Annotated in this window: 22 protein-coding genes; 17 read left to right on the top strand and 5 right to left on the bottom strand. The window is 37.1% G+C overall.

The window, feature by feature from the left end:
• From ACFILZ_RS05940 to ACFILZ_RS06015, 16 genes are all read left to right on the top strand, one after another.
• Positions 1–359, top strand: a 359-nt coding sequence (locus ACFILZ_RS05940; protein ID WP_375610574.1) for a YadA-like family protein, incomplete at its 5' end; no start/stop codon positions are given.
• Positions 356–958 carry an invasion associated locus B family protein gene (locus ACFILZ_RS05945; RefSeq protein ID WP_375606733.1) on the top strand — a complete coding sequence of 201 codons (603 nt, stop codon included), beginning with the start codon at positions 356–358 and terminating at the stop codon, positions 956–958. The genes ACFILZ_RS05940 and ACFILZ_RS05945, both read left to right, overlap by 4 nt.
• 884 nt (positions 959–1,842) lie before the next feature.
• Positions 1,843–3,153 (top strand): Ppx/GppA phosphatase family protein, encoded by a 1,311-nt coding sequence (locus ACFILZ_RS05950; RefSeq protein WP_375610573.1) that lies wholly within the window; start codon positions 1,843–1,845, stop codon positions 3,151–3,153.
• Between the two features lie 29 nt (positions 3,154–3,182).
• Positions 3,183–3,911: an RlmE family RNA methyltransferase gene (locus ACFILZ_RS05955; protein ID WP_375609166.1), complete on the top strand. Its 729-nt coding sequence runs from the start codon at positions 3,183–3,185 to the stop codon at positions 3,909–3,911.
• A 198-nt stretch (positions 3,912–4,109) separates the two neighbouring features.
• Positions 4,110–5,135: a GTPase ObgE gene (gene obgE / locus ACFILZ_RS05960; RefSeq protein ID WP_375606736.1), complete on the top strand. Its 1,026-nt coding sequence runs from the start codon at positions 4,110–4,112 to the stop codon at positions 5,133–5,135.
• A gap of 1 nt (position 5,136) precedes the next feature.
• Entirely contained in the window at positions 5,137–6,276 is a 1,140-nt protein-coding gene (gene proB / locus ACFILZ_RS05965) for a glutamate 5-kinase (RefSeq protein WP_375610580.1), read from the top strand.
• Positions 6,277–6,321: 45 nt separating this feature from the next.
• The gene (locus ACFILZ_RS05970) at positions 6,322–7,578 is read left to right on the top strand and encodes a glutamate-5-semialdehyde dehydrogenase (protein WP_375606737.1); all 1,257 of its coding nucleotides are present in this window, start codon (positions 6,322–6,324) and stop codon (positions 7,576–7,578) included.
• Positions 7,579–7,607: 29 nt separating this feature from the next.
• Positions 7,608–8,201: a nicotinate-nucleotide adenylyltransferase gene (locus ACFILZ_RS05975; protein WP_375606738.1), complete on the top strand. Its 594-nt coding sequence runs from the start codon at positions 7,608–7,610 to the stop codon at positions 8,199–8,201.
• A gap of 111 nt (positions 8,202–8,312) precedes the next feature.
• The gene (rsfS, locus tag ACFILZ_RS05980) at positions 8,313–8,699 is read left to right on the top strand and encodes a ribosome silencing factor (protein WP_375610572.1); all 387 of its coding nucleotides are present in this window, start codon (positions 8,313–8,315) and stop codon (positions 8,697–8,699) included.
• Between the two features lies 1 nt (position 8,700).
• Entirely contained in the window at positions 8,701–9,183 is a 483-nt protein-coding gene (rlmH, locus tag ACFILZ_RS05985; protein WP_375610571.1) for a 23S rRNA (pseudouridine(1915)-N(3))-methyltransferase RlmH, read from the top strand.
• Between the two features lie 133 nt (positions 9,184–9,316).
• Entirely contained in the window at positions 9,317–10,561 is a 1,245-nt protein-coding gene (locus ACFILZ_RS05990; protein ID WP_375610579.1) for a murein hydrolase activator EnvC family protein, read from the top strand.
• Positions 10,551–11,861, top strand: coding sequence for a S41 family peptidase (locus ACFILZ_RS05995; protein WP_375610570.1), 1,311 nt, complete (start codon positions 10,551–10,553; stop codon positions 11,859–11,861). Before ACFILZ_RS05990 ends, ACFILZ_RS05995 begins: the two co-directional genes overlap by 11 nt.
• A gap of 39 nt (positions 11,862–11,900) precedes the next feature.
• On the top strand, positions 11,901–12,428 hold the full coding sequence (locus ACFILZ_RS06000) for an RNA pyrophosphohydrolase (protein ID WP_375606742.1): 528 nt from the start codon (positions 11,901–11,903) through the stop codon (positions 12,426–12,428).
• A 101-nt stretch (positions 12,429–12,529) separates the two neighbouring features.
• The gene (locus tag ACFILZ_RS06005) at positions 12,530–13,090 is read left to right on the top strand and encodes an invasion associated locus B family protein (protein WP_375610569.1); all 561 of its coding nucleotides are present in this window, start codon (positions 12,530–12,532) and stop codon (positions 13,088–13,090) included.
• Between the two features lie 326 nt (positions 13,091–13,416).
• The gene (locus tag ACFILZ_RS06010; protein WP_375610568.1) at positions 13,417–13,710 is read left to right on the top strand and encodes a YggT family protein; all 294 of its coding nucleotides are present in this window, start codon (positions 13,417–13,419) and stop codon (positions 13,708–13,710) included.
• A gap of 22 nt (positions 13,711–13,732) precedes the next feature.
• Entirely contained in the window at positions 13,733–14,047 is a 315-nt protein-coding gene (locus tag ACFILZ_RS06015) for a DUF167 domain-containing protein (protein WP_375606745.1), read from the top strand.
• 52 nt (positions 14,048–14,099) lie between these two features.
• Here the strand turns inward: ACFILZ_RS06015 and ppa are convergent, their stop codons facing one another.
• The 3 genes from ppa to mgtE all read right to left on the bottom strand — a co-directional run bounded on the left by ppa (position 14,100) and on the right by mgtE (position 19,175).
• On the bottom strand, positions 14,100–14,630 hold the full coding sequence (gene ppa / locus ACFILZ_RS06020; protein ID WP_375606746.1) for an inorganic diphosphatase: 531 nt from the start codon (positions 14,628–14,630) through the stop codon (positions 14,100–14,102).
• A 68-nt stretch (positions 14,631–14,698) separates the two neighbouring features.
• Positions 14,699–16,525, bottom strand: a complete 1,827-nt coding sequence (gene typA, locus ACFILZ_RS06025) for a translational GTPase TypA (RefSeq protein WP_375610567.1) — start codon at positions 16,523–16,525, stop codon at positions 14,699–14,701.
• 1,273 nt (positions 16,526–17,798) lie between these two features.
• Positions 17,799–19,175 carry a magnesium transporter gene (gene mgtE, locus ACFILZ_RS06030; protein WP_375606748.1) on the bottom strand — a complete coding sequence of 459 codons (1,377 nt, stop codon included), beginning with the start codon at positions 19,173–19,175 and terminating at the stop codon, positions 17,799–17,801.
• Positions 19,176–19,727: 552 nt separating this feature from the next.
• On the opposite strand from mgtE, the gene ACFILZ_RS06035 reads away from it, so the two are divergent.
• On the top strand, positions 19,728–21,752 hold the full coding sequence (locus ACFILZ_RS06035) for a M3 family metallopeptidase (RefSeq protein ID WP_375610566.1): 2,025 nt from the start codon (positions 19,728–19,730) through the stop codon (positions 21,750–21,752).
• Positions 21,753–21,914: 162 nt separating this feature from the next.
• On the opposite strand, the gene ACFILZ_RS06040 is transcribed toward ACFILZ_RS06035, so the two are convergent.
• Both ACFILZ_RS06040 and ACFILZ_RS06045 read right to left on the bottom strand, forming a co-directional pair.
• Positions 21,915–22,991, bottom strand: coding sequence for an SGNH family hydrolase (locus tag ACFILZ_RS06040; RefSeq protein ID WP_375606750.1), 1,077 nt, complete (start codon positions 22,989–22,991; stop codon positions 21,915–21,917).
• A 14-nt stretch (positions 22,992–23,005) separates the two neighbouring features.
• Positions 23,006–24,265, bottom strand: a complete 1,260-nt coding sequence (locus ACFILZ_RS06045) for a lytic murein transglycosylase (protein ID WP_375610565.1) — start codon at positions 24,263–24,265, stop codon at positions 23,006–23,008.
• Positions 24,266–24,512 lie beyond the last annotated feature (247 nt).

Raw genomic sequence — 24,512 nt, forward strand, 5'->3', positions numbered from 1 at the left:
TTGAAGATGCCAATAAGTATACGGATGAGAAAATTAGTGGTCTTGTCAATGATGGTGTTAACGAGTCGAAATCCTATACGGATATGAAGTTTGAGACATTGAATTATGCTATTCAGGATGTTCGGAAAGAAGCAAGACAAGCTGCTGCTATTGGCCTAGCGGTGTCCAACTTACGTTACTATGATATACCAGGATCTTTAAGTGTTTCATTTGGGAGTGGTTTGTGGCGCAGTCAATCTGCACTTGCTATTGGTGCTGGTTATACATCTGAAGATGGAAATATTCGCTCGAATGTGTCTGTGACAAGTGCTGGAGGTCATTGGGGAATAGGTGCTGGAATTACTCTGAGGTTGAGATGATAATAGAAAAAATGGCTGTTATTGTAAAAACGAGAAGTATGTTAGTAAAGATTCTGTTTGCTCTTGCCTTAATAGGCAAGAGCGAAAGCTTTGCCAACGAGAACAATAATATTTATACAGTGCATCCACCGCACTTATCGATACCTAAGGGAGAACCTGGCGAAACACGTCGAATTATTATGCAGTTTTATGATTGGACTTTGATTTGTGACGAAAAACAAAAGCTCAAACATAAGCAAGGTATATGTAATGTGACACAGACGGTTCATGATCAAGAAGGAAATACCATTTTTAGTTGGTCTCTTGTTTCTACGACAAGTGGTCAAGCAGTGATGCTTTTTCGAACATTGCCAAATTCTGATATAAATGTTCCGATTCAAATGTTTGTAAAAGGTGTTAAAAAACCTGTTCTTATTAATTATACGCAATGTAATGAAACGGTTTGTTTGGCACAATCACCTGTAGGGCCGGTTTTGACTAAACAAATAGAGCAGAACAATAAGGTACGTATTTCCTATAAAACTAAAGAAGGTAAGGTATTTTCTTTTACTGTACCATTTAAAGGGTTAAATGCAGCACTTAATTCTTTCCGTCCTTAGAATCCATCGAGTATTTTTAACAAGAGTCATTTTTCCATAAATTGTTGTATTATATTTCTGAGTGTAAATTATAAGATTAAATAAGTAAGAAGTTTTATATAATATGATATCGAGATGATTTGTTGGAAATAGTGAGAGTTTTATGAAATATAAAGTCACAGTAAGTTCTTTATATGTAATAGAAAATCAAGTTAGTGTTTCCCGTAATGCTTAAAGAAAGATTTCGTTAGTTATTAAAAATAAAAAAGATTAGAAATAATCGATTTATTTCTTACAATAATGAGTAGACTAAATTCTTTTTTTAAGCGGTCTGGTTATGTATTAATATTTTTCAGATAAATTTATAATTCTAGAGATTTTTTTGAACGATAGTTTTTATTGGTATTCACAAAATAACAGCTATTGTAATTGCATTGTGAGTACTACAGAACTTTTATTCCAGCATAATCAAAGCTATTTCATTGTATATAACAAACGAGGCTCGTGTGTGGATAACGAGATTAAAAAAATTTTTCTTATAAGCCGTACTAATGTATAGGTTGTTGTAACCTTAAGAGTCAGCAAATAGTATGATAGTGTAGGTTTGTTACAATAGAGGTGTGCTCCGGTAAATGGTATAAAGAAAAGAGCATAATTTATAAAAATTAATGTGAACGTAAACGATTAATTTATAGTTTTCAATTCATAAAGAGAAGAATGATTTCATGAAAACAACCAAAAGATTATACCAAAATCTGAATAATGCTAGCGTAGAAAATTTTGATGATAGAAAAAGAAGGAATGGTTTCTTTTATCATTTGATGCTGCATTGTTGCTTTATTTAGGAGTGAGTAGAAAAGTTTTTGCGTTTATTTATTGGGGGAAACGCTCAAGGGATGAGAGAAATGACCCCGTTAAATTATGGTTCAAAAGAGTTGAAGCGAGGAGAAACATGCGATACTAAAGCAGATCAGTTCTATGATCCGTGTGGTAGTAATAAAAACAATCGTTCTGCATTGTCACGAACAGAGGCACACTCCATATTTGTTGATATAAAGGGACAACAGAGAAAAAAATATTGTAAACAGAAACAGGTTTTTATTCAATCGGAAACAGCTTTTGAGTTTCATGGTCAGACAATGATAGGAGCTCAAAAAACAAAAAAACTCAAAGTTCCTTTTCTTCGACGGTTTTCTCAAGTAAAATCCCCACCTCTTTATGCGGCGCTTGATCTGGGAACGAATAATTGTCGTCTTCTTATCGCATCTCCCAGTAAACCTGGATATTTTCGTGTTGTTGATGCTTTTTCTCGTATTGTACGATTGGGAGAAGGTTTAATAAATAACGGTTTTCTTAATACGCAAGCTATGGATCGTGCGATTGAAGCATTAAAGATTTGTCATTTAAAGTTAAAACAAAGGCATATTAAGCGTTATCGTTTGATTGCAACGGAAGCTTGCCGTTCAGCGGAAAATGGTAGGCATTTTATTCAGCGTGTTTTGGATGAAACAGGTCTTGAATTGGAAATTGTTGATCGGCAAACAGAAGCGCGTTTTGCGGTTACAGGGTGCAGTACGCTTGTTGAGCCAAATATTGATGCAATTGTGCTTTTTGATATTGGAGGAGGATCATCAGAAATTGTTCTCCTTGATGTTTCTCAAAAACGTTCTTTTCGTTTATCTGGACAGATTATCGCTTGGACTTCTCTTCCTGTTGGTGTTGTTACACTTGCTGAACGTTTTGGAGGAAATAATATTAGTTTAGACGATTTTGAAAAAATGAAAAGCTATGTACGAAGGTTGTTAAATAATTTTTCAGATCGTCATAAATTAGGAGAGTTAGCGCAAGGTCCGAAGTTTCATCTTTTGGGAACCTCTGGTACAGTTACGACTTTAGCAGGAATGTATCTTAATTTAGAGCGTTATGATAGAAGAAAAGTGGATGGCATTTGGATGAATGATGCAGACATTACTCTTATGACAAAACGCCTATTGTCATGGGATATAGAAAAACGCGTAATAAGTCCTTTTATTGGGCGAGAGAGAGCAGATTTAGTTTTAGCTGGTTGTGCAATTTTAGATGTTATTCGAGAAGTTTGGCCAAGTCAGCGTTTAAGGGTTGCTGATCGTGGATTAAGGGAAGGAATTTTAATAGAGCTGATGTTACGCGATGGTGTATGGTGTCGTCATAGAAAGAGCAGAGATTTCAAGCGTTAGAGAACTAAATATGGAGACAATGAATAACGATGAAAAAAATAACAAAAACACCCAAGGGTGGCTATGGAGGTTCAGGGTCACATGAATTATATCAGCGCGTAAAAAAGAAAGCAGGAACCATTAAAGCTTCATCACGGCGATGGTTAGAGAGGCATCTGAATGATCCTTATGTTCATCAGTCAAAAGTAGATGGTTATCGTTCACGTGCGGCTTATAAACTCATTGAAATTAATGAACGTTATAGTTTTTTGAAAAAAGGACAAAAGGTTATTGATCTAGGAGCAGCACCTGGGGGATGGTGTCAGGTGGCTGGGCATATAGTAGGGTCAAGTGATGAAAAGCCTAGCGTGGTTGGTATTGATTATTTGCATGTTGATCCGTTGCCTGGGGTTGTAATGCTGGAAATGGATTTTTTACATGCAGATGCACCGCAGAAATTAATTGATGCTTTAGGAACAAAGCCGGATGTTGTGCTTTCTGATATGGCTGCACCAACAACAGGACATCGTCAAACAGATCATTTAAGAACGATTTATTTATGTGAAGTTGCTGCTGATTTTGCTCTTTCTGTTCTAAAACCTGGTGGGCATTTTTTGGCAAAGGCTTTTCAAGGTGGAGCAGAAAACACTCTTCTCACAATACTAAAACAGCATTTTAAAAAAGTCTATCATGTTAAACCACCCGCAAGCCGATCAGAATCAGTGGAGCTTTATCTTTTAGCGCTTGAATTTAAGGGAAAAACAAAAATACAAGAATAGCACCTTCTTTTAAGAAGGCTTAACTTTACTTACGTATTTGAAAAAGCTTAACTTTACGCATGTATTTAAGTATGATGATTTTTTCAAATAGTTATTCAGAGATATTTAGAGTTTCTCTGTTAACAATGATGAAAAACTGGTAAAATTAATATATTGCCTATAGAGGTAGAAAGATTGATTCCTCAGTGAGCGCTTCCAATGAAATTTCTTGATCAAGCTAAAGTTTATATTCGTTCTGGTAATGGAGGTTCCGGAGCAGTATCATTTCGTCGTGAAAAATTCATAGAATTTGGGGGGCCTGATGGGGGGAATGGGGGGCGGGGAGGTGATGTCTGGGCGCTTGTTGTTGATGGGCTTAACACGCTGATTGATTATCGATACCAACAACATTTTAAAGCAAAAACAGGGGGACATGGCAAGGGGCGTAATATGACGGGTGAGAAGGGTGATGATGTCATCCTTAAAGTTCCGGTTGGGACGCAAATTTTTGAAGAAGATAATACAACGTTAATCTGTGATTTAACGGAAGTGGGACAGCGCTATCGCCTTGCAAAAGGCGGGAATGGCGGTTTTGGCAATCTTCACTTTACAACATCGACAAATCGGGCACCGCGTCGTGCAAATCCAGGTTTGTCTGGAGAAGAGCGTGCAATATGGCTTCGTTTGAAGTTAATTGCTGATGCGGGACTTGTTGGTTTACCAAATGCTGGGAAATCGACTTTTTTAGCTTCTGTGACGGCTGCAAAACCAAAAGTTGCAGATTATCCTTTTACCACTCTACATCCTCATCTTGGTGTTGTACGAATTGATGGTCGTGAATTTGTTTTGGCTGATATTCCGGGGTTAATCGAAGGAGCCCATGAAGGGGTGGGAATTGGAGACCGTTTTTTAGGACATGTGGAACGTTGTCGTGTCCTCCTTCATTTGATTTCTGCTCAAGAAGAAGATGTTGCAAAAGCATATCAAATTGTGCGTCATGAACTTGAGTCTTATGGAAACAATCTAAGTAATAAGACTGAAATTGTCGCTTTAAGCCAAATAGATACGCTCACGGTTGACGAGCGTAAAACGAAACAGGAAGCTTTACAAAGAGTAACGGATCAACCTGTTATGATGTTTTCTGCGGTTAGTCGCGAAGGTTTAGAAAATGTGCTGCGTGCTGGTGCACGTATTATTGAAATTTCACGTAAAGAGGAGAACGGTGGGGATAGCAGGATTGATTGAGATGGCTGTTGGATTGCAAAAACTCACACACTATAAACGTATCGTGGTCAAAATTGGATCTGCACTTTTGGTTGATCCTCAGACAGGGTTACGGGTTGAATGGCTTAAAAGTTTGATCAGTGATGTTGTTGGATTACACAAAAAAGGTGTAGAGATATTATTGGTGTCTTCAGGGGCTATTGCTTTAGGAAGGACATTGCTACAGCTTCCTAAGGGGGCTTTGAAATTGGAAGAAAGTCAGGCATGTGCTGCTTTGGGGCAAATTGAGTTAGCGAAAACCTATGGTGATGCGCTTGCTCAACATGGGCTCAAAACAGGCCAAATTTTGCTTACTTTATTTGATACGGAGGAGCGAAGACGTTATCTCAATGCACGTGCAACGATTGAGATGCTTTTATATTTGGGAGCTGTGCCTGTTATTAATGAGAATGATACTGTTGCGACAACTGAAATTCGTTATGGTGATAATGACCGTTTAGCTGCACGTGTGGCAACAATGGTGAGGGCAGATCTTTTAATACTTTTATCTGATATTGATGGTCTTTATACAAAGTCTCCCCATAGAGATCCTACGGCTGAATTTATACCTTTTGTTGCATCCATTACGCATGATATCGAAAAAATGGCAGATGTTGCTGCTTCAGAGTTTTCGCGGGGAGGAATGAAGACTAAGCTTGATGCCGGAAAAATAGCTAATGCTGCTGGAACGGCGATGATTATCACTTCAGGCAAACGTATGAATCCCCTTGCTGCAATTGACAAAGGTGAACGCAAGAGTTTTTTTGCAGCAAGTAAGAAATCTGTCAATGCTTGGAAAACATGGATTTCTGGTCATTTAGATCCATCTGGTGTTTTGACGATTGATCAAGGAGCCATTAGGGCTCTTGAATCAGGAAAATCATTATTAGCAGCAGGGGTTATTGGCGTTGAGGGAAATTTCCAGCGTGGGGATACGGTTGCAATTGTTGGTACAGATGGAGTTGAGATTGCGCGTGGACTTGTAAGCTATGACAAAGATGAGGCTGTACGCATTATAGGACATAAAAGTGAAGAAATTGAAGCTATTCTTGGGTATGAGGCGCGCTCTGCTATGGTGCATCGTAATGATATGATTGTACGTTGCTTGATCAATTCTGTTTAAAAAAGTTACTTTTGTTTTTATTATTTTGGCAGAGTGGATGATACGATGACTTTAGAAGAAAAAATGAAAGATATGGGACAAAAAGCACGCTATGCCGCTGCAGCATTGGCTGTTGCTTCTTCTGAGCAAAAGAACAATGCATTAGAAATGATCGCTTTAAGCCTAGAGGCTTACTCAGATGAAATTTTACAGGCGAATTGTTTGGATTTAGAGAAGGCTGCTCAGAATAATTTGAAAGCAGCAATGATTGATAGGCTTAGATTAGATGAATTGCGTTTGGGTGCAATGATAGATAGTGTTCGTCAAGTTGCTCATTTATCTGATCCTGTTGGGCAGGTCATAAGTGCGTGGACACGCCCCAATGGGCTTCATATAAGTCGTGTAAGAACACCTCTTGGTGTAATTGGCATTATTTATGAGAGTCGCCCAAATGTTACAATTGATGCGAGTGCTTTGTGTTTAAAAGCGGGCAATGCTGCGATTTTGCGCGGTGGTTCGGATAGCTTTCATTCTTCTCATGCACTTCATTGTGCGTTGGTACAAGGATTAGAGCGCTCTGGTTTACCCAAAGATGCTATCCAAATGGTTGGAACGACAGATCGTGCTGCCGTTGGGGAAATGCTCAAAGGATTGGATGGAGCGATTGATGTGATCGTACCACGTGGTGGAAAGAGCCTTGTTGCCCGCGTTCAGTCTGATGCACGTGTTCCAATTTTTGCTCATTTGGAGGGACTTTGTCATATTTATATTGATAAATCGGCAGATTTAGATATGGCACGCAATATTGTTTTAAATGCAAAGCTGCGGCGAACAGGGATATGCGGTGCTGTTGAGACAGTTCTCATTGACAGCCAAGCATTAAAAAAGTTTCTTCCTGTTTTAACTGCTTTACAGGAGAAGGGATGTGAAATTCGCGCCACAGAAGATATTGTTTTTCTTATGCCAGATGTAAAATTAGCCTCTGAAGAAGATTGGTCACATGAATATCTTGATGCTATTCTTTCTGTTAAAACGGTTGAGGGGGTTGAGGGAGCTATTGCTCATATCAAGCGTTATTCATCAGGACATACGGAATCGGTTATTGCTGAGGATTTGGAAGTGGTGAAGATCTTTTTTAATCATTTAGATTCAGCTATTTTATTACACAATGCATCGACACAGTTTGCTGATGGAGGTGAATTTGGTTTTGGAATGGAAATTGGTATCGCAACAGGAAAAATGCATGCACGTGGTCCCATAGGTGTTGAACAGCTAACATCATTTCAATATCATGTTAAAGGAAATGGTCAGGTTAGAGTTTGAAAAGCCTATTTTTTCCATGGAAAAATTGTATGCCACATGTTGAAAGATCTAATGTTGTAGGTCTCTTTGGTGGTTCTTTTAATCCGCCGCATGCGGGGCACCTTCTCGTTGCAAAAATTGCCATTCGGCGTTTACATCTTGATCAGTTATGGTGGATGGTTAGTCCAGGCAATCCTTTAAAGGATTGTACACAGTTACTCCCTTTAGAGGAGAGAATGCGATTAAGTTTTAAACTTATTGACCATCCGAAAATTCGCTTGACAGGTTTTGAAAAAGCTATAGGGAGCAAAGTATCGGTAGATACAATTTTCCATATTCTTACCCATTACAGTGGTGTAAATTTTGTATGGATTATGGGAGCGGATAGTTTTACAACGATACATCATTGGTATCGATGGCGTGATATTGTCTCTATGCTTCCTATTGCGATTATTGATCGTCCTTTAGGCCATAGGTCGGCACTCTTTTCTCCTATGGCACAGATTTATCGCCGATTTCGTTTGGATGAGAGAGAAAGTGGGCGCTTACCTTTTATAAAACCGCCAGTTTGGACTTATTTGCATGGACCTTTATCTTTTCAATCTTCAACAAACCTTCGTTTGGAGAAGAATGATTTTTCTTGAACATTTCATAAGATTCTGCTTCTTTCTAAAGAAGTCTCTTTTTGACATTACACAACGATAAGAAAGGATATTGATCTGAAAAACGTTGCACACAAACACTCTTATGATATTATGCCTTCAAAAGAAAAAAAAGTTTTTTCTGTTAGTGAGAGTCTTGAAGTTATTCTCAAGAGTTTAGAAGATACAAAAGCAGAAGATATTGTTGCTATTGATATTCGAGGGAAGTCATCTTTGGCTGATTATATGGTCATAGCTTCAGCAAATTCGCAGCGTCATGTATCTTCTGTTGCTGATCATTTATTACATACTTGGAAAGATAGTGGGCAGGGGCTTGCGCGTGTAGAAGGGCTTGCTGGAGGTGACTGGGTATTGATTGATACAGGTGATATTATCATTCATCTTTTTCGTCCAGAAATTCGTCTTTTTTATAATTTAGAAAAAATATGGATGACGCCGGATTTAAACGATACGGCTTTGCTTCTCTTCGGAGATCATTAAAATGCAAATTTCTATTTTTGCGGTTGGTCGTATGAAAAGTGGGGCAGAGCAAACATTGGTTCAACATTATTTGGATCGTTTTTCTAAAAGTTCTGGTGCTGTAGGCTTTCATTTAAAAAAGTTACAAGAGATACCAGAAAGTCGTGCTCAAACAGTTTGTCAACGTATGGAGGAAGAGGGGAGAAAACTTATTGAATTTTTACCTGAAAAATGTCGATTAATTGTGTTAGATGAGCGTGGAGAATCGATTTCGTCAACTTCTTTTTCTGAAAAATTGAGGTGTTATCGTGATGAGGGAATTCGAGATGTCGTCATTGCTTTGGGAGGACCTGATGGGCATAATGAGCAAATAAGGAAGCGTGCTGATTTTCTTTTATCTTTTGGTTTGATGACGTGGCCACATCAAATTGCACGTATTCTTCTTACAGAACAACTTTATCGCGCTGTAACAATTGAAAATAATCATCCGTATCATCGTTTTTAATATTTTTGTTCAATTTTTAGCACTTATTTATATGTTTATTAATATTGTTTTAGCTGACACCATTTAAAGCATCTCTAATGTATACGATGAGGTGTCATGGTTTTTGCAAATGAAAAAGCTTCTTCATAGAAAGATGCTATATTTATATGAGGAGTGCGTCATATTTGTCATTCTGCTCTTGAGTATGTTTTTTTGCTTTTCTGTATCGCATGCGGAAGATACAATGAGGAGTACGGAAGTCCATAAAGAATTGGGAGAAATTCGCCAAAATATTTCACTTTCGCGTGAGCGTGTTGCTTTTCTTATGCATCAAGTTGAGCATTTAAAAAAAGATCAACGTGTTTTGAGTGATGCACTCATAAAGGCGGCTAAAGAAGAACGTATAGTAGCAGATGATATTGCTAAAAGGGAAGAAAAGCTTAAAAAAATGATAGAAAAGCGGGTACAAGTCTATCAAAGTTTAAAAAATCGTCGTGCTGAATTTGCAGAAGTTCTTGCAATTTTGGAGCGTATGGGATTGAATCCGCCTCCTGCTCTTATGATACAGCCAGAGGACGCGTTGGCTTCTATACGTAGTTCTGTTTTATTAGGTACAGTTATTCCTCAGATGCAGGAGAAAACACGAGATTTAACAGTAAAACTCAAGGAGTTGACCAATTTGAGTAATTCCATTACTAGGGAATATACAGGATTAAAGACAAAACTGCAAAATCAAGCAGAGCAGCGAAAACGTTTAGAGCTTTTATTAGACAAAAAAAACAAACTACAAACAAAATCAGAAAAAGAACTTACAGAACAGCAACGAAAAAATATTGCTCTTGCTAAAAAAGCGCAGTCTTTGGAAGAATTGATTTTAGAGCTTGATCGTCAGTCAAAACTTAGCTCTGATGCATCAGTACAGGTACGGAAAAGTTTGCAATTGTTAGAACAGTCCAATTTTGAAAGCCGAAAAGGTTCTTTACTTTTTCCTGTTTCAGGAAAAAGAATACATCACTCTAACAAAAGTTCGCAGATTACGCGCTTTGGTGAAACGATAGAAACAGAGTCAGGAGCTGTTGTTATATCACCTGTGGATGCTTTTGTTGCTTTTGCTGGGCCATTTCGTTCTTACGGACATTTAATCATTCTCAACGTTGGAAATGGTTATCATATCATTCTTACTGGAATGTCGAGAATTAATGTAAAACAGGGGCAGTTTGTTCTTTCAGGTGAGCCTCTGGGTATAATGGAGATGCAATTTATTTCAAACAGTGTTGCATTGGATATAGGAAAAACTTCTCCAATGCTTTACATTGAGTTTAGAAAGCAGGGAAAACCTGTAAATCCAACTCCTTGGTGGCAGACTGAAAAAATAAGAAGGAGCCAAAATGATTCGTAAAGTTATTCTTTTGGTCGCTGGGGTATTGCTCGGCGCCTGTTCAATGATTATGGTGCAGTCTGTTGCTGCGAATAATGAAGATAATGCATATAAAAAGCTAGCTATATTTGGCGATGTTTTTGAGCGTGTGCGTATGCAATATGTTACAGTTCCAGATGATAAAAAGCTTATTGAAAATGCTATCAATGGCATGCTCACATCACTGGACCCTCATTCATCTTATTTGAATGCCGAAGAAGCCAAGGATATGCGGGATTCTACGAAAGGAGAGTTCGGAGGTCTTGGTATTGAGGTCACTATGGAAAAAAACTTAATTAAAGTTGTTTCACCAATGGATGATACTCCTGCTTCAAAAGCAGGTATTCTAGCAGGAGACCTTATTTCAAAAATTGATGATGTACAAACGAATGGTCAAACATTGAATGAAGCTGTTAATAAGATGCGAGGTGCTCCTGGAACATCAATTACCTTAACAATTATTCGTTCTGGCGTTGATAAGCCATTTGAAGTGAAGATTATTCGTGATATTATCAAAGTAAAAGCGGTGAAATATCGGGTTGAGGGTGACATTGGATATGTGAGAGTTATTCAGTTTTCTGAGCAGACATTAAATAATCTTCTAGCGGCAATTAAAGATATCCAATCTAAAATTCCTGAAGATAAGCTAAAAGGTTACGTTCTTGATTTGCGGCTTAATCCGGGTGGGCTTTTAGATCAAGCTGTTAATGTTTCGAGTGCTTTTCTCAATAAAGGTGAAATTGTGTCGACTCGTGGGCGCAAAAAGAGTGATGTGACAAGATTTGATGCGAAGCCAGGTGATGTCATCAATGGAAAACCGCTCATTGTTCTTATTAATGGTGGTTCGGCAAGTGCTTCCGAAATTGTTGCGGGTGCATTGCAAGATCATCGTCGTGCAACAATTTTAGGGACGCAGTCTTTTGGTAAAGGATCTGTTCAAACAATTATTCCTTTGGGTGAAAATGGGGCTTTACGCTTAACAACAGCACTTTATTACACGCCATCTGGCACTTCTATTCAAGGAACAGGGATCACGCCTGATATTATTGTAGAGCAGCCACTCCCCGAAAAATATAAGGGTTATGATGTAAAAGTTGGTGAGTCTGCATTAAAAGGACATATCAAAGGAAAACGAGAGAGTAATAAAGGATCTGGTTCAGCTGCTTTTGTTCCCAAAGACCCTAAAGATGATATTCAATTGAATGAGGCCTATAAACTATTACGAGGTGAAATGGTAAATGCAGCATTTCCACCAGATCCCAATAAGGATGTGTTAAAGTGAGAATTGATATCTATAGCTTGCGATTTTGAGGAATATTAAATGGATGCAGGTATTAATTTGAAGATTCTTCCATATCGCAAATGTGTTGGGATTGTTGTCTTTAATCATGAGGGTAAAGTGTGGGTTGGGCGTCGTTTAATGATGCCCATTCATCCAGATGCAGATATTGACATATCTCATCGTTGGCAGCTTCCTCAAGGAGGGATTGATGAAGATGAAAAACCATTAGATGCAGCGTATCGTGAACTTTATGAAGAAACGGGTATTCGATCTATAAAGTTGATTAAAGAAGCACAAAATTGGTTTCACTATGATTTTCCACAAGAACTTATTGGGTGCACATTAAGCAATAAATATCGTGGACAAATACAAAAGTGGTTTGCTTTCCAGTTTACAGGAAAGCTTTCTGAAATTGCGATTAATCCGCCGCCAGAAGGCAATAAAGCGGAGTTCGATCAATGGAAATGGGTTGATCTAGAAACCCTTCCTTTAATTGTTGTTTCTTTTAAAAAGCATGTTTATATGAAAGTTGTTAGCGAATTTCGAGGTAGCCTTCGGTTGTTATAAAAGCTATATGATTATAAGAAAGCTTTTTGTATTGAGATGCTTTATATTAATTTATAAATAATAAATATGTTTCTCTTTTATGTAAAGAACAGGGATATAAAATGAAAAAGTTATTTAATTTACTTATAGTTTGTACTCTTTTGAGTATTTCATCTGTTGCATTTGCAACAGGTTCAAAGCCTTCTGCACCAAAAGATGCAGTAGAGACATTACCAAATGGTGCTTCTTCTTTAACTGAAACCTATGGCTTGTGGACCATTAATTGTGGGTTACAAGAAGGGAAAAAAGTTTGCTTTATGCATCGTCAAGAAGTAAATGAGCAAGGGCGTGTTGTTGTGGCTATGAGCCTTATTCTCAATGCTGAGGGTGTTGTATCAGGTAGCTTAACCGTTCCTTTTGGCATTTTGGTTTCTAAACCTGTTCGTTTGCAAGTTGATGAAGGGAAAGCTGTTATTGAAACTGGTATAAGGACTTGTGTGCCAGCAGGTTGTGTGGTTCCTGTCGTTTTTGACAAAAATCACGTAGCAGCTTTGCGTTCTGGAAAACAGTTAAAGTTGGCGATGACAATTGCTGCTGCAGGTGAACCAGCTTTGAATGATTTATTTGTTCAGCTAGATGGTTTTAGCAGTGCTCTTAATCGTTTGACTGCTTTGCAAAAATAATTTTAAAACTAAAAACGGCCTTTTAAAGGCCGCTTTTAGTTTGTTTGTTTTTTATAATTAATAATTAAAACGATGAGATTTAAGATTAATCCTATAAGGGATATTCAGATTTTTTGCCGTTTCTTCTATTTTATGTGCTATTTTTAATTTTGATATTTGTTTTCTAACTGCATCGTCATTAAATAGAGAGATGAAGAATTTAGATGTCTGGTTTTTATTCAAGAAAAAAGAGTATTGAAATATAAAACCATTTTTTGATACACAGGCCTGCTTTAATGAAGGTTTTCTATACGCTCTTCTGTTTCCTTGATTGAAAGGGATGACGCATGATTTATGCATTGCTTCGAACGATTGATTTGATTTTTGAGATTTATATTGATATTTTAATCGCTAGTGTCATTTTTTCTTGGCTTTATGTCTTTAATATCATAAATTCACGCAATCGCTTTGTTGTTTTGATAGGAAGCTTTCTATATCGTCTTACAAATCCCGTTCTAAGCCGTATCCGGCAAATTTTACCCAATTTGGGAACAATTGATATTTCACCTATTATAGTGTTCGTTATTATTTATTTTATTCGTACTTTTATGTGGCGTGTTTACGCAAACATGTATGTATAGAAATGTTACTTGAGGCGAATACATGTTTTATCAAGTTGATAAAAATAACTTGATTTTATTTGTATATCTCATTCCCAAATCATCTGTTGACAAAATAATAGGGGTTGAATGTAGGGATGGTGAAAAGCAATATCTGGTTATACGCCTTCGTGCTGTTCCTGAAGATGGAAAAGCGAATAAAGCTCTCATTAAATTTCTTGCGAAGCAGTGGAAAATCCCATCTTCTTCTATTTCTCTGAAAAGCGGCGCAATATCTCGCTACAAACAACTTTACTTTTCAACACATTTAGAAGAGCTAAAGCAGATATGGCAATCCTTTAGAGATTGCATCTCGTAGAAAAAATAAAGAACAAAGCCTATTTTTTATAGGCTTTATTTTATTAAAATCGTTATACTTTTTTATTGCGCTCAACAGCTTGCTTAATTAATTCATGAGCAAAGTTTTTATCACGCCATCCTTCAATTTTAGCCCATTTTCCAGGTTCCAGATCTTTATAATGCTTGAAGAAATGTTCAATTTGTTTGAGTGTAATCTCGGGCAGATCTGTATAGTCATGAATATTGATATAGCGTTTTGTTAATTTTGTCGTGGGAATGGCAATAATTTTTTCATCTTTACCACCATCATCTTCCATCATTAGAGCTCCGATGGGGCGAACATTGATAACACAACCAGGTATAAGTGGACGGGTATTACAGATAAGGACATCAATAGGATCACCATCATCTGAAAGCGTATGAGGGACAAAACCGTAATTTCCAGGATAAACCATCGATGTATGAAGAAAACGGTCAACAAATAATGCACCCGACTTTTTATCCATCTCATATTTTATTGGCTGACCACCAAGAGAGACTTCCACAATAACGTTAATATCTTCTGGTGGATTTTTGCCTACGGGTATTTCCTTAATATTCATAGAGACATCCTTTCTGGAATATAGTGAGGCTCAATACAATTAAATATTTTACCAAAGAGATTATGAAATTAACTTGAAATTGATGCACGTGTTTTTTCAAAACGTTTACGTTCATTGGGATCAAGATAGAGTTTGCGTAGACGAATATTTTTAGGGGTTACCTCCACAAGTTCATCATCTTGTATCCATGATAAGGCACGTTCTAATGTCATTTTAATGGGAGGCGTTAACTTTACCGCTTCATCTTTTCCGGAAGCGCGCATATTAGTAAGTTTTTTTCCTTTTAACACATTAACTTCTAAGTCATTATCGCGTGAGTGGATGCCAATAATCATACCTTGATAGACTTTCACACCTGCATCAATGATCATAGGTCCACGATCTTCAAGATTAAAAAGAGCATAAGCAACAGATTCACCGTTGTCATTAGAAATCATAACACCATTAACGCGACCAGCAATGTCTCCTTTATAAGGTTCATAAGCATGGAAAAGGCGATTCATAATTGCTGTACCACGTGTGTCCGTTAAAAGTTCAGATTGATAACCAATAAGTCCTCTAGTTGGGGCGTAAAAGACAAGGCGGACACGATGACCTCCAGAAGGACGTAATTCTACCATTTCACCCTTACGTTCAGACATTTTTTGTACAACAGTACCGGAATATTCTTCATCGACATCGATAACAACTTCTTCGATTGGCTCAAGAATTGTTCCATTTTCATCTTTTTGCATAACAACACGTGGACGTGAAACACTAAGCTCAAATCCTTCACGGCGCATATTTTCAATAAGAACTGCAAGCTGTAATTCTCCTCGTCCTGAAACGTAGAAAGAATCTTTATCGGCTGATTCTTCAATTTTAAGAGCGACATTGCCTTCAGCTTCTTTTAACAATCGGTCACGAATGACACGACTTGTTACTTTATCTCCTTCAGTTCCTGCAAGGGGGCTATCGTTGACGAGAAAACTCATCGTCACAGTAGGAGGATCAATTGGTTGGGCAGTAAGGGGTTCATTAACCGTAGGATCACAGAAAGTATCAGCGACGGTACCTTTTTGCAGACCTGCAATCGCAACAATATCACCAGCACTTCCTTCTTCAATAGGTTGCCGTTCTAGACCACGAAATGCTAGAATTTTTGAAATCCGCCCAGTTTCTAAAAGTTTTCCATCTTGTCCCAGAACCTTGACATTTTGATTGGGTTTTAGAGAGCCGGAATGAATACGACCTGTAATAATTCGTCCCAAAAACGGATCTGCTTCAAGAATAGTTCCAATCATGCGGAACGGGCCTTCTGCGACGCTAGGGGAAGGAACATGCCGCGTTACAAGATCAAATAAAGGACCTAATCCTTGATCTTTTGGTCCCTCGGGGGCTTCAGCCATCCATCCATCGCGTCCTGAACCATAAAGAATGGGAAAATCAAGCTGTTCATCAGTTGCGTCAAGAGCAGCGAAAAGGTCAAAAACCTCATTAATAACTTCATCAACGCGTGCATCAGGTCGGTCAATTTTATTAATAGCAACAATAGGGCGCAAACCTACTTTCAATGCTTTGCCAACGACAAATTTTGTTTGTGGCATTGGTCCTTCAGCTGCATCAACAAGGACGATGGCTCCATCAACCATATTGAGGATGCGTTCAACTTCTCCACCAAAGTCAGCGTGTCCTGGTGTATCAACAATATTAATTCGAGTATCTTTCCAAACAACAGATGTCACTTTCGCTAGGATTGTAATTCCGCGTTCTTTCTCAATATCGTTTGAATCCATCATACGTTCGCTTGTACGTTGATTATCACGGAAGTTTCCTGATTGCTTGAGAAGCCCGTCTACAAGCGTTGTTTTCCCATGGTCAACGTGGGCAATGATGGCAATGTTACGCAATCGCATAAATTTTCTTCTTTTCGTTTAATGAAATTTCATTTGAGGCAAAGTCTTTATATTCTTTGCCTGATTATTAGAAAACCTTTTACATGTTTTTTTATAATTTTGGAAGATGGAGGCAATATTTTTATGGCAAAACTATTTATCCAAGTCTTTAAGGCTCTATTGAGCTTCAATTTCTGAAGCTTCGTAAAAGTTTTTTATAATACGTATGTTCTATTCTCGAGCTAAGAATTATCCCAAAAATCACAGTCAATTTGATTTTTATCAATATGACACAAGAAATTTATATGAATTCTTGTAAGAGTAAGTAAGTATAAAGCTAGCGGTATTGTTGTTGTTGTTGTTTTGCAAAGAGATTGATAAAAATCCGGAATATCTCTCAATCCATAGCCAATTTATTGACAATTTTACAATATTTTTATTCTAAATAAAGCTTTTTCTTATTCAATAACTTGTCAATCAAAATCCAGATCTAATGCAATCGTGTATTTGAGGTAAATATTGAGACGATTAAGAATTTTATAAGAAGTTCTAGCTTTTGTATGCCAGATTAGGGCAAGAGTTATATCTTTTGATTTATTTATGAACCCGGAATACAGTCTTATTTAGAAAGAATATGAAGGTATCCAAAGAAAATTCCCATTTTTGCCGTTAATCCAATTTATGATTTCAAAAGCATCTAAAGTAATATTTTTTAAACCATGGAGATAGTGCATTGCCTTACACTTTTTTGTTAATTGCATTCTCTAATAGGAGTATGCTTTTCATGCCAAACAGAACACTTTAAACAGAATATACTTTTTGTTGCATATTCATGTACTTAAGAGAGATCGCTTAATGTACACTACATCCATTCCATGATAGGGCTCATAAATGATATAACATACGCGAATAGTATACTATTAACGCCTTTGTGAAGAAATATAAAGCTTGTTGAGTATCATCATTATTATTCTTTCTCAGCTGTCAATATTGCGCCAGTTTTTGATACGAGAGAGAGATGATATAAGAAGTATTTTATTTTTTCTTGAATAGTTTTTAGCCATACACCGATCTCGTTTGTGACTGGCAAGAAGATGACTTTAATCGATTTAATATGAGAAGCTTTATGATGAGGTGAAATTACGCTATTCGGAGCTATTATTCAAAAAAAATAATAAATTATCTATAGAGCGGTGCGCTAGAAAAATAAATAATAAAGCTTATTCTCTTATGGAAAGAATCTTAGGTTACATGACAAGATTTTTCCATAAGTAAGAGTTTTTACTTTACATGTTTAAAGGAGAGTTCCTGACAAAATGAGGGAAGCTACAGAAAAATAGATTATAATGCCCATGACATCTACTAAAGTTGCCACAAAAGGAGCAGAAGCACTTGCTGGATCAAATTTTAAACCTTTAAGAATAAAAGGCAACATAGATCCAGAAAGAGAACCAAAGGTAACGATTCCAACTAAAGCTGTACCCACTGTTGTCGAAATAGCAATCCAATGTTGGCCATAGTCGTAGATACCCAGTTTTTGCCAAAGAGCAATGCGCGTAACACCAATAATTCCGAGTAAGAGACCAAGGGATAATCCTGTTGGAATTTCACGAATAATAACTTTCCACCAGTCTTTTAATGTGAGTTCACGTAAAGCCAATGCACGGATAATAAGGGATGTAGCTTGTGAGCCGGAATTTCCTCCTGAGCTCATAATGAGAGGTATGAACAGTGTAAGAATAATCGCTTTTTCGAGTTCTGTTTCGAAATGCTGCATAGCGCTTGCTGTCAGCATTTCACCGATAAAGAGTAAAGCGAGCCACCCGCCACGTTTTTTCATCATTTCAGGAAACTTAATTTGCATATAGGGCTTATTAAGCGCTTCCATACCCCCAAATTTATAGGCATCTTCATTCATCTCATCGACCATAGTATCAAGCACGTCATCAACGGTTACAATGCCAATGACATGGTTACTTTCATCAACTACAGGCACAGAGAGAAGATCATGGCGTTGGAAAAGGCGTGCGATATCTTCATGATGTGTGAAGGGCGATATTGTAATGGGCGAGTCATGGGTAGGGACATTAAGAATTTGTTCATCAGGTGAGGCAAGAATAAGGTTACGCAGTGAAACAGCTTTGAGAAGAGTACCTGTTTTAGGATCAATCACATAGCTGGTATAAACTGTTTCACGTGTTCGCTCGACTTCACGAATGTGATCCAAAGTTTTTTGTATGGTCCAGTTCGAAGGAACGGCTATAAACTCTGTTGTCATCAGTGCTCCTGCTGTATGGTCAGGATAACTGGTGAGTTTTTTAAGTTCAGCGCGCGTTAAGGGGTTAAGCAAGGCATAAAGTCGTGTGCGGGTTTCTTTATCCATTTCTTGAAAGACGTCTGCAGCAGCATCGGCAGACATGCCATCAAGAATTTCAACAGCACGATTTATAGGGAGAAGTTCTAGGATGGCAGCAGGTTGCTCAAGCTCTGGTTTATCAAAAAGTTCGATAACATAATCAAGAGGTAGAAGACTAAGAATAGTGACACGTTCCATGATATCGAGATCATTGATGATATCAATAGAGTCTGCAAAATGCTGATTTTTTAATTTTTCAGCGAGAGCTTCAGGAGAAAAATTTTTGAAGTCGAAGGCCGTTTTAATTTCAGTCATGATAAAGTCCCTCCTGAAGAGTTGGGGAGTTGTAAATCTAAATAATAGATGAGATAAAAACAAAAGTTTATGGAAGATTTGAAAAAACCTCCCCGACTATATTTCCAATTGTTAATATTTTAAGTTAAAGTCAAGGATAAATTATCAGTTATGAACAAGTTTCTGAATCACTGAAACGAGAATACAGCTTAATTTGAGGATAATATAAAAACGTAAATGTAAAAATCAGTTCTGATTTTTACCATCATTTCTTTAATGAAGTTTTTGATTTTCAAAAGAATCTACAGCAATATTTTATAAAGAGTGGAGATTATGCTTTTCTCCAAGTGTTTTTGTTAATATGCAATTCTATTGTGATGTGCGAGCGAATAATCTTTATTGCTTCAATATAATATGGTTTGAAATGGAAGAACTGTACGATTTTCAGGTTTTTTATTCAATAGCGTTTTGAAAGGTAGTTTTGAAACTCACAAAATAGTTTTAGTATGTTATCAATTTGTGTCGTAAAGATAATTGTTACAGTTTAAATTTATAATGGAGACATAAAGTATTATGACAAAAGCAGCAGTGCTGGACTGGAAGGGATTTTCAGGTCTTCCTGATTTTTTTTCTATAAGTGATGAAGATTTTAAACCCGCTTTTGAACAGGCACTTCAAGAAGCAGAAGAAGAACTAGAGGCAATTGCGATGGTGCAAGAACCACCAACGCTTGAGAATTTTTTGCAGCCTTTTGAGCTTTGCGGCAAAGCGCTTGATCGTGTCTGTTCAATATTTTTCTTACGCACTAGTGCTCATACGAATGTATTAATTCAACAGCTAGAGCAAGAGTTCGTTGTAAAACTTTCTCGTTATTCTTCAAAAATGATGATGGATGCGCGGATATTTGCGAAAATAGATATGCTTTATAAACAGTCGCAACAGGGGACATTTGAGAATGAAACAACACGTGTTCTTGAATTATGGTGGAAAAAGTTTGTTTGTCATGGTGCAAAATTAGATGAAAAAGCGAAGAAACGGCTTGTAGAAATTAATGAAAGACTCGCTTTTTTAAATGCTACTTTTGGGCAAAATGTCTTAAACGATGAAGCTGAATGGATTCTATTTTTAAAACAAACAGACTTATCTGGTTTACCGGAAGATCTCATTGCTTCAATGAAAGAAATTGCGTACGAAAGAGGCAGTGAAGAAGCCTATGCATTAACACTAGCACGCTCAATTGTTGAACCTTTTTTAAAATTCTCTGATCGTCGTGATTTGCGTAAAGTTGCATTCCAAGCTTGGGCTAAACGTGGTGAAAATAATAACAAGAATGACAATCGAACCATTATTTTAGAGATTGTTGCGCTTCGAGATGAGCAAGCTAAATTATTGGGATATAAATCTTTTGCGGATTTAAAACTCGATAATACTATGGCTAAAAGTGTTGATTCTGTTATGAATTTGCTTATGCCTGTATGGGAGCGAGCAAAAGCGAAGGCTTCTACTGAGCAAATTGAATTACAAAATTTTGCCAATAATCAGGGAAGCAATGAATCTTTAACAGCTTCGGATTGGCGTTATTATGCTGAAAAACTTCGCACTGAAAAATTTTCTTTTGATGGCGCTGAAATTAAATATTATTTTCAACTTGACCATATGATTAAAGCGGCTTTTGGAGTAGCAGAAAAACTCTTTGGCATTACATTTGAAGAAAAAAATGCTGTTGCACTTTGGCATCCTGATGCACGTTTATGGGAAGTAAAAAAATCTGATGGAAGCTTACTTGGGCTTTTCATTGGTGATTATTTTGCACGTTCTTCAAAACGGTCTGGTGCGTGGATGAGTAGTTTGCAATCACAACATAAATTGGAAGGCGGACAAAAGCCCATTATCTACAATGTTTGTAATTTTGCTAAACCATCCAAAGGGGAGGTTGCTCTTTTATCTCTTGATGATGCACGTACGCTTTTTCACGAGTTTGGGCATGCATTGCATGGTTTGCTTTCTGATGTTGTATGGCCATCTGTATCGGGAACATCGGTTTCGCGTGATTTTGTTGAGCTGCCTTCTCAACTTTATGAACATTGGTTAACTGTACCAGAAGTATTAAAATCTTATGCTATACATGCAAAAACAGGGCTTCCTATGCCACAAGAGTTGATAGATAAAGTTTTAGCAGCACAGACATTTAATGCTGGATTTTCTGCGGTTGAATTTATCTCATCAGCTCTCGTGGATATGGCTTTTCACCAAGGAGAAAAAGTCACTGATCCAACAGTGTTTGAACGCCAAGAATTAGACAAGCTGCAAATGCCTGATACAATTATTATGCGCCATCGTCCTCCACATTTTACGCATATATTTTCAGGGGATGGTTACGCCGCTGGTTACTATTCTTATATGTGGTCAGAAGTGCTTGATGCTGATGCTTTTCAGGCTTTTGAAGAAACGGGAGATGTTTTTAATTCAGAGCTTGCTAATAAGTTGAAACGTTTTATTTACTCTGCTGGGGGAAGTCGTGATCCAGAGGAGCTTTATAAAGCTTTTCGGGGACGGATGCCTTTACCAGAGGCAATGATTAACAAACGTGGATTGTAAGATATAACGGCATGGTGCTAACCATGCCGTTTTCATATTCTTCGCAAAGATGTAGTTGCAATTTATGCAAATTTTCTCTTCATTATAGCTATGTAAACAGTGTTTTTATCTTATTCGCTTTTTGTTTATAGGGGAAAATAGATTTTGTATTTTAAATAGACATTATGGGAAAGAAAAATTATCAGCTCGATCTTTTTGATGTCCATTTGGTGGAAACCATGATTTTTCTATAAAACTTGATTTTTTTCTGCCTATGAGGTGGGTGTTTTGTTGTACCATATCATTAAGGCTCATTGGAGGCTGACGCATAATTTTACTTGGCTCTTGATTCTCTGATTCTTGTATAAGTTTTTTAATAACTTGATCGGTTGAGTAAGAATTTTCATGAGAAAAGGCATGAAAATTTAAAATATTTTTCAATGGCTTTTCTAAATAAGCAGCAAGTTTTTTCTTTCCTTCAGAAGTGAAATGCATGCCATTATTGGTGCGCAATTTGGTCATTTTTCCATTAATATCATAGCCTGAAAAAGAAAAGTTTCCTTCTTCATCACTAAAGCCACTCCAGATATCAAGAAAATATCCTCCTGCTGTTTCTGTTACTTGTTTGTAGAGCGCATTAAAAATTTTCATTTTTTGTGTCAAAAGGTCATTTCCAAAAGAAGGTTGACCTATCCATATCCACGATTTTCCAGAGGCATGAAGACTTTCAGCAATTTCGATAATTCTTTGTTTGTAGATGTGCATCCATTCTGATTGATCTGTGTTAATCGTGCTATGAGAGTCTATGATGGGTTGATTATCATTGGCCCCGATCATCATGATAATGACATCGGGGTTATTTTGATTAATGAGTTTAGAAATATTGCTTTGCCAAGAATAATAATCAGTTCGAACTAATCCGGAAGCTGGCATTGTGTTGTTCATAATAACGATATCACTATTATCTATAAAAAACTTCTTAAGTGCATCGGCAACAGCAGAAGCTGTAAAATCTCCTATGACAAGAATGCGCTTTGCGTTCTCATTTTTTAGCTTTTGTATGTTTTTTTGTGTTACGATCTTTTTTTGCGGCTTGTTTATTTTTTGTTCTATAATTTGCGGTGGTTGTTGCGTCTGTTTGTTATGTTGTGACAACCATTTGAAGAAGTTCGTTGCTTTACTTGGGGATGGTTGTATGATCCCCACAATAGAAAATGAAAACAGTAAGAATATCAAGTATATAAGACGCAAAAGAGACAAGACCTTATTCTCCATTATTGTTGGCGAAGGAGAAAAAGCACTTGAGATGATGGATATCCATTTTCTTTTAGACCGTAATGCAGCTGAAAAGCTTTGATTGCTTTGCGAGAGGCTGTTCCGATTTTTCCATCAATATCTCCTTTATAATATCCCAATGCACTTAAGCGAGATTGCAGTTCTTTACATTCTTGGAAGGTAATAGGCTGAAAAGGTCTTTGCCAATCATGCACTAATCCAGGACGTCCAGCAATGCGATCAGCAAGAAGGGCAACGGCAAGAGCATAACGATCTGCATTATTATAACGTTTTAGAACAAAGAAATTTTTTGTGACTAAAAATATAGGTCCTTTTTCTCCATCTGGATATTTTAACATTGCTTGTTCAGCTAATGTAGGAAGAGGATGCCCATTAGCGTATTTTACACCTAATTTTTTCCATTGTTCAAAGGAATACCAGCCTTCAGGAAGTTTTTTTCCCTGCGGCACTTTTACCTCTACTCCCCAAATAAGATTAGGTTGCCAGCCATTTTTGTGAAGAAGATTAGCAGCAGTAGCCAGAGCATCTGGAACAAAGTTCCAGATATCACGCCGTCCATCTTGATTTATATCAACAGCATAGGCGAGATAACTGCTTGGAATAAATTGTGTATGTCCCAATGCTCCGGCCCAAGATCCAGTGAGTTGAGAGCGTTTAATTTCACCACTTTGTAGAATTTTCATAGCAGAAATAAGTTGTGTATGTGCGTATTTTTCGCGTTTTTTATCGGCATAGGCTAGGGTTGCAAGCGAGCGAATGGTATCATGCATGACACTTTTATTGGCTAAAATTTTCCCATAATTGCTTTCCATTGACCAAATAGCAAGCAGAATATTACGGTCAACACCAAAACGTTCTTCAATTTGAAGAAGCCATTTATTCCATTTTTTTGCTTGGCGCCGTCCTTCTATAATAGCAATATCATGGACACGATTATCGAAATAGTTCCATGAAGGAGCAATAAATTCCGGTTGGTATGCGGCGCTTTTTAAAACTTCTGGATCAATGGCATTAATGTCTTTAAATGCCATATGAAACGTAGAAGGGCTAATATTGTGAGCAATAGCTATTTTTTTAAACTCTTTAATCCAGTGTTTAAATCCGCTATCCGCATGTGAAAATGATGCAAAAAACATTAAAAAAGCAGACAAAAGAATGGCAGAGCCAGTGACAAGGGGTCTCCAAGCTATTGACTTCTCTAAAAAAAAAGAGAAACTCTTCAATTCTGTTTTTTGCATTTTGAAATCCCCATTAATATTCAATTCATTAGATGTGCAATAACTTTATTTTGTATTTAGTTTAATCGATAATATGATCAAGAATAGGAAAAAACTGAAATAAATAATTCGTTTTAATTCCTTCAATAAATTCTCAGATTCTTTTTACATTTTTGATTGCCTATTATAATGATAATCAAAACAATAAGATATCTTTTTTACCATTTCGTAAAAACATATGATAAATAAAACAAAAAAGTTATATGAA

It is taken from the genome of Bartonella sp. AP40SXNS (assembly GCF_042195825.1).
Taxonomy (GTDB): Bacteria; Pseudomonadota; Alphaproteobacteria; order Rhizobiales; family Rhizobiaceae; genus Bartonella.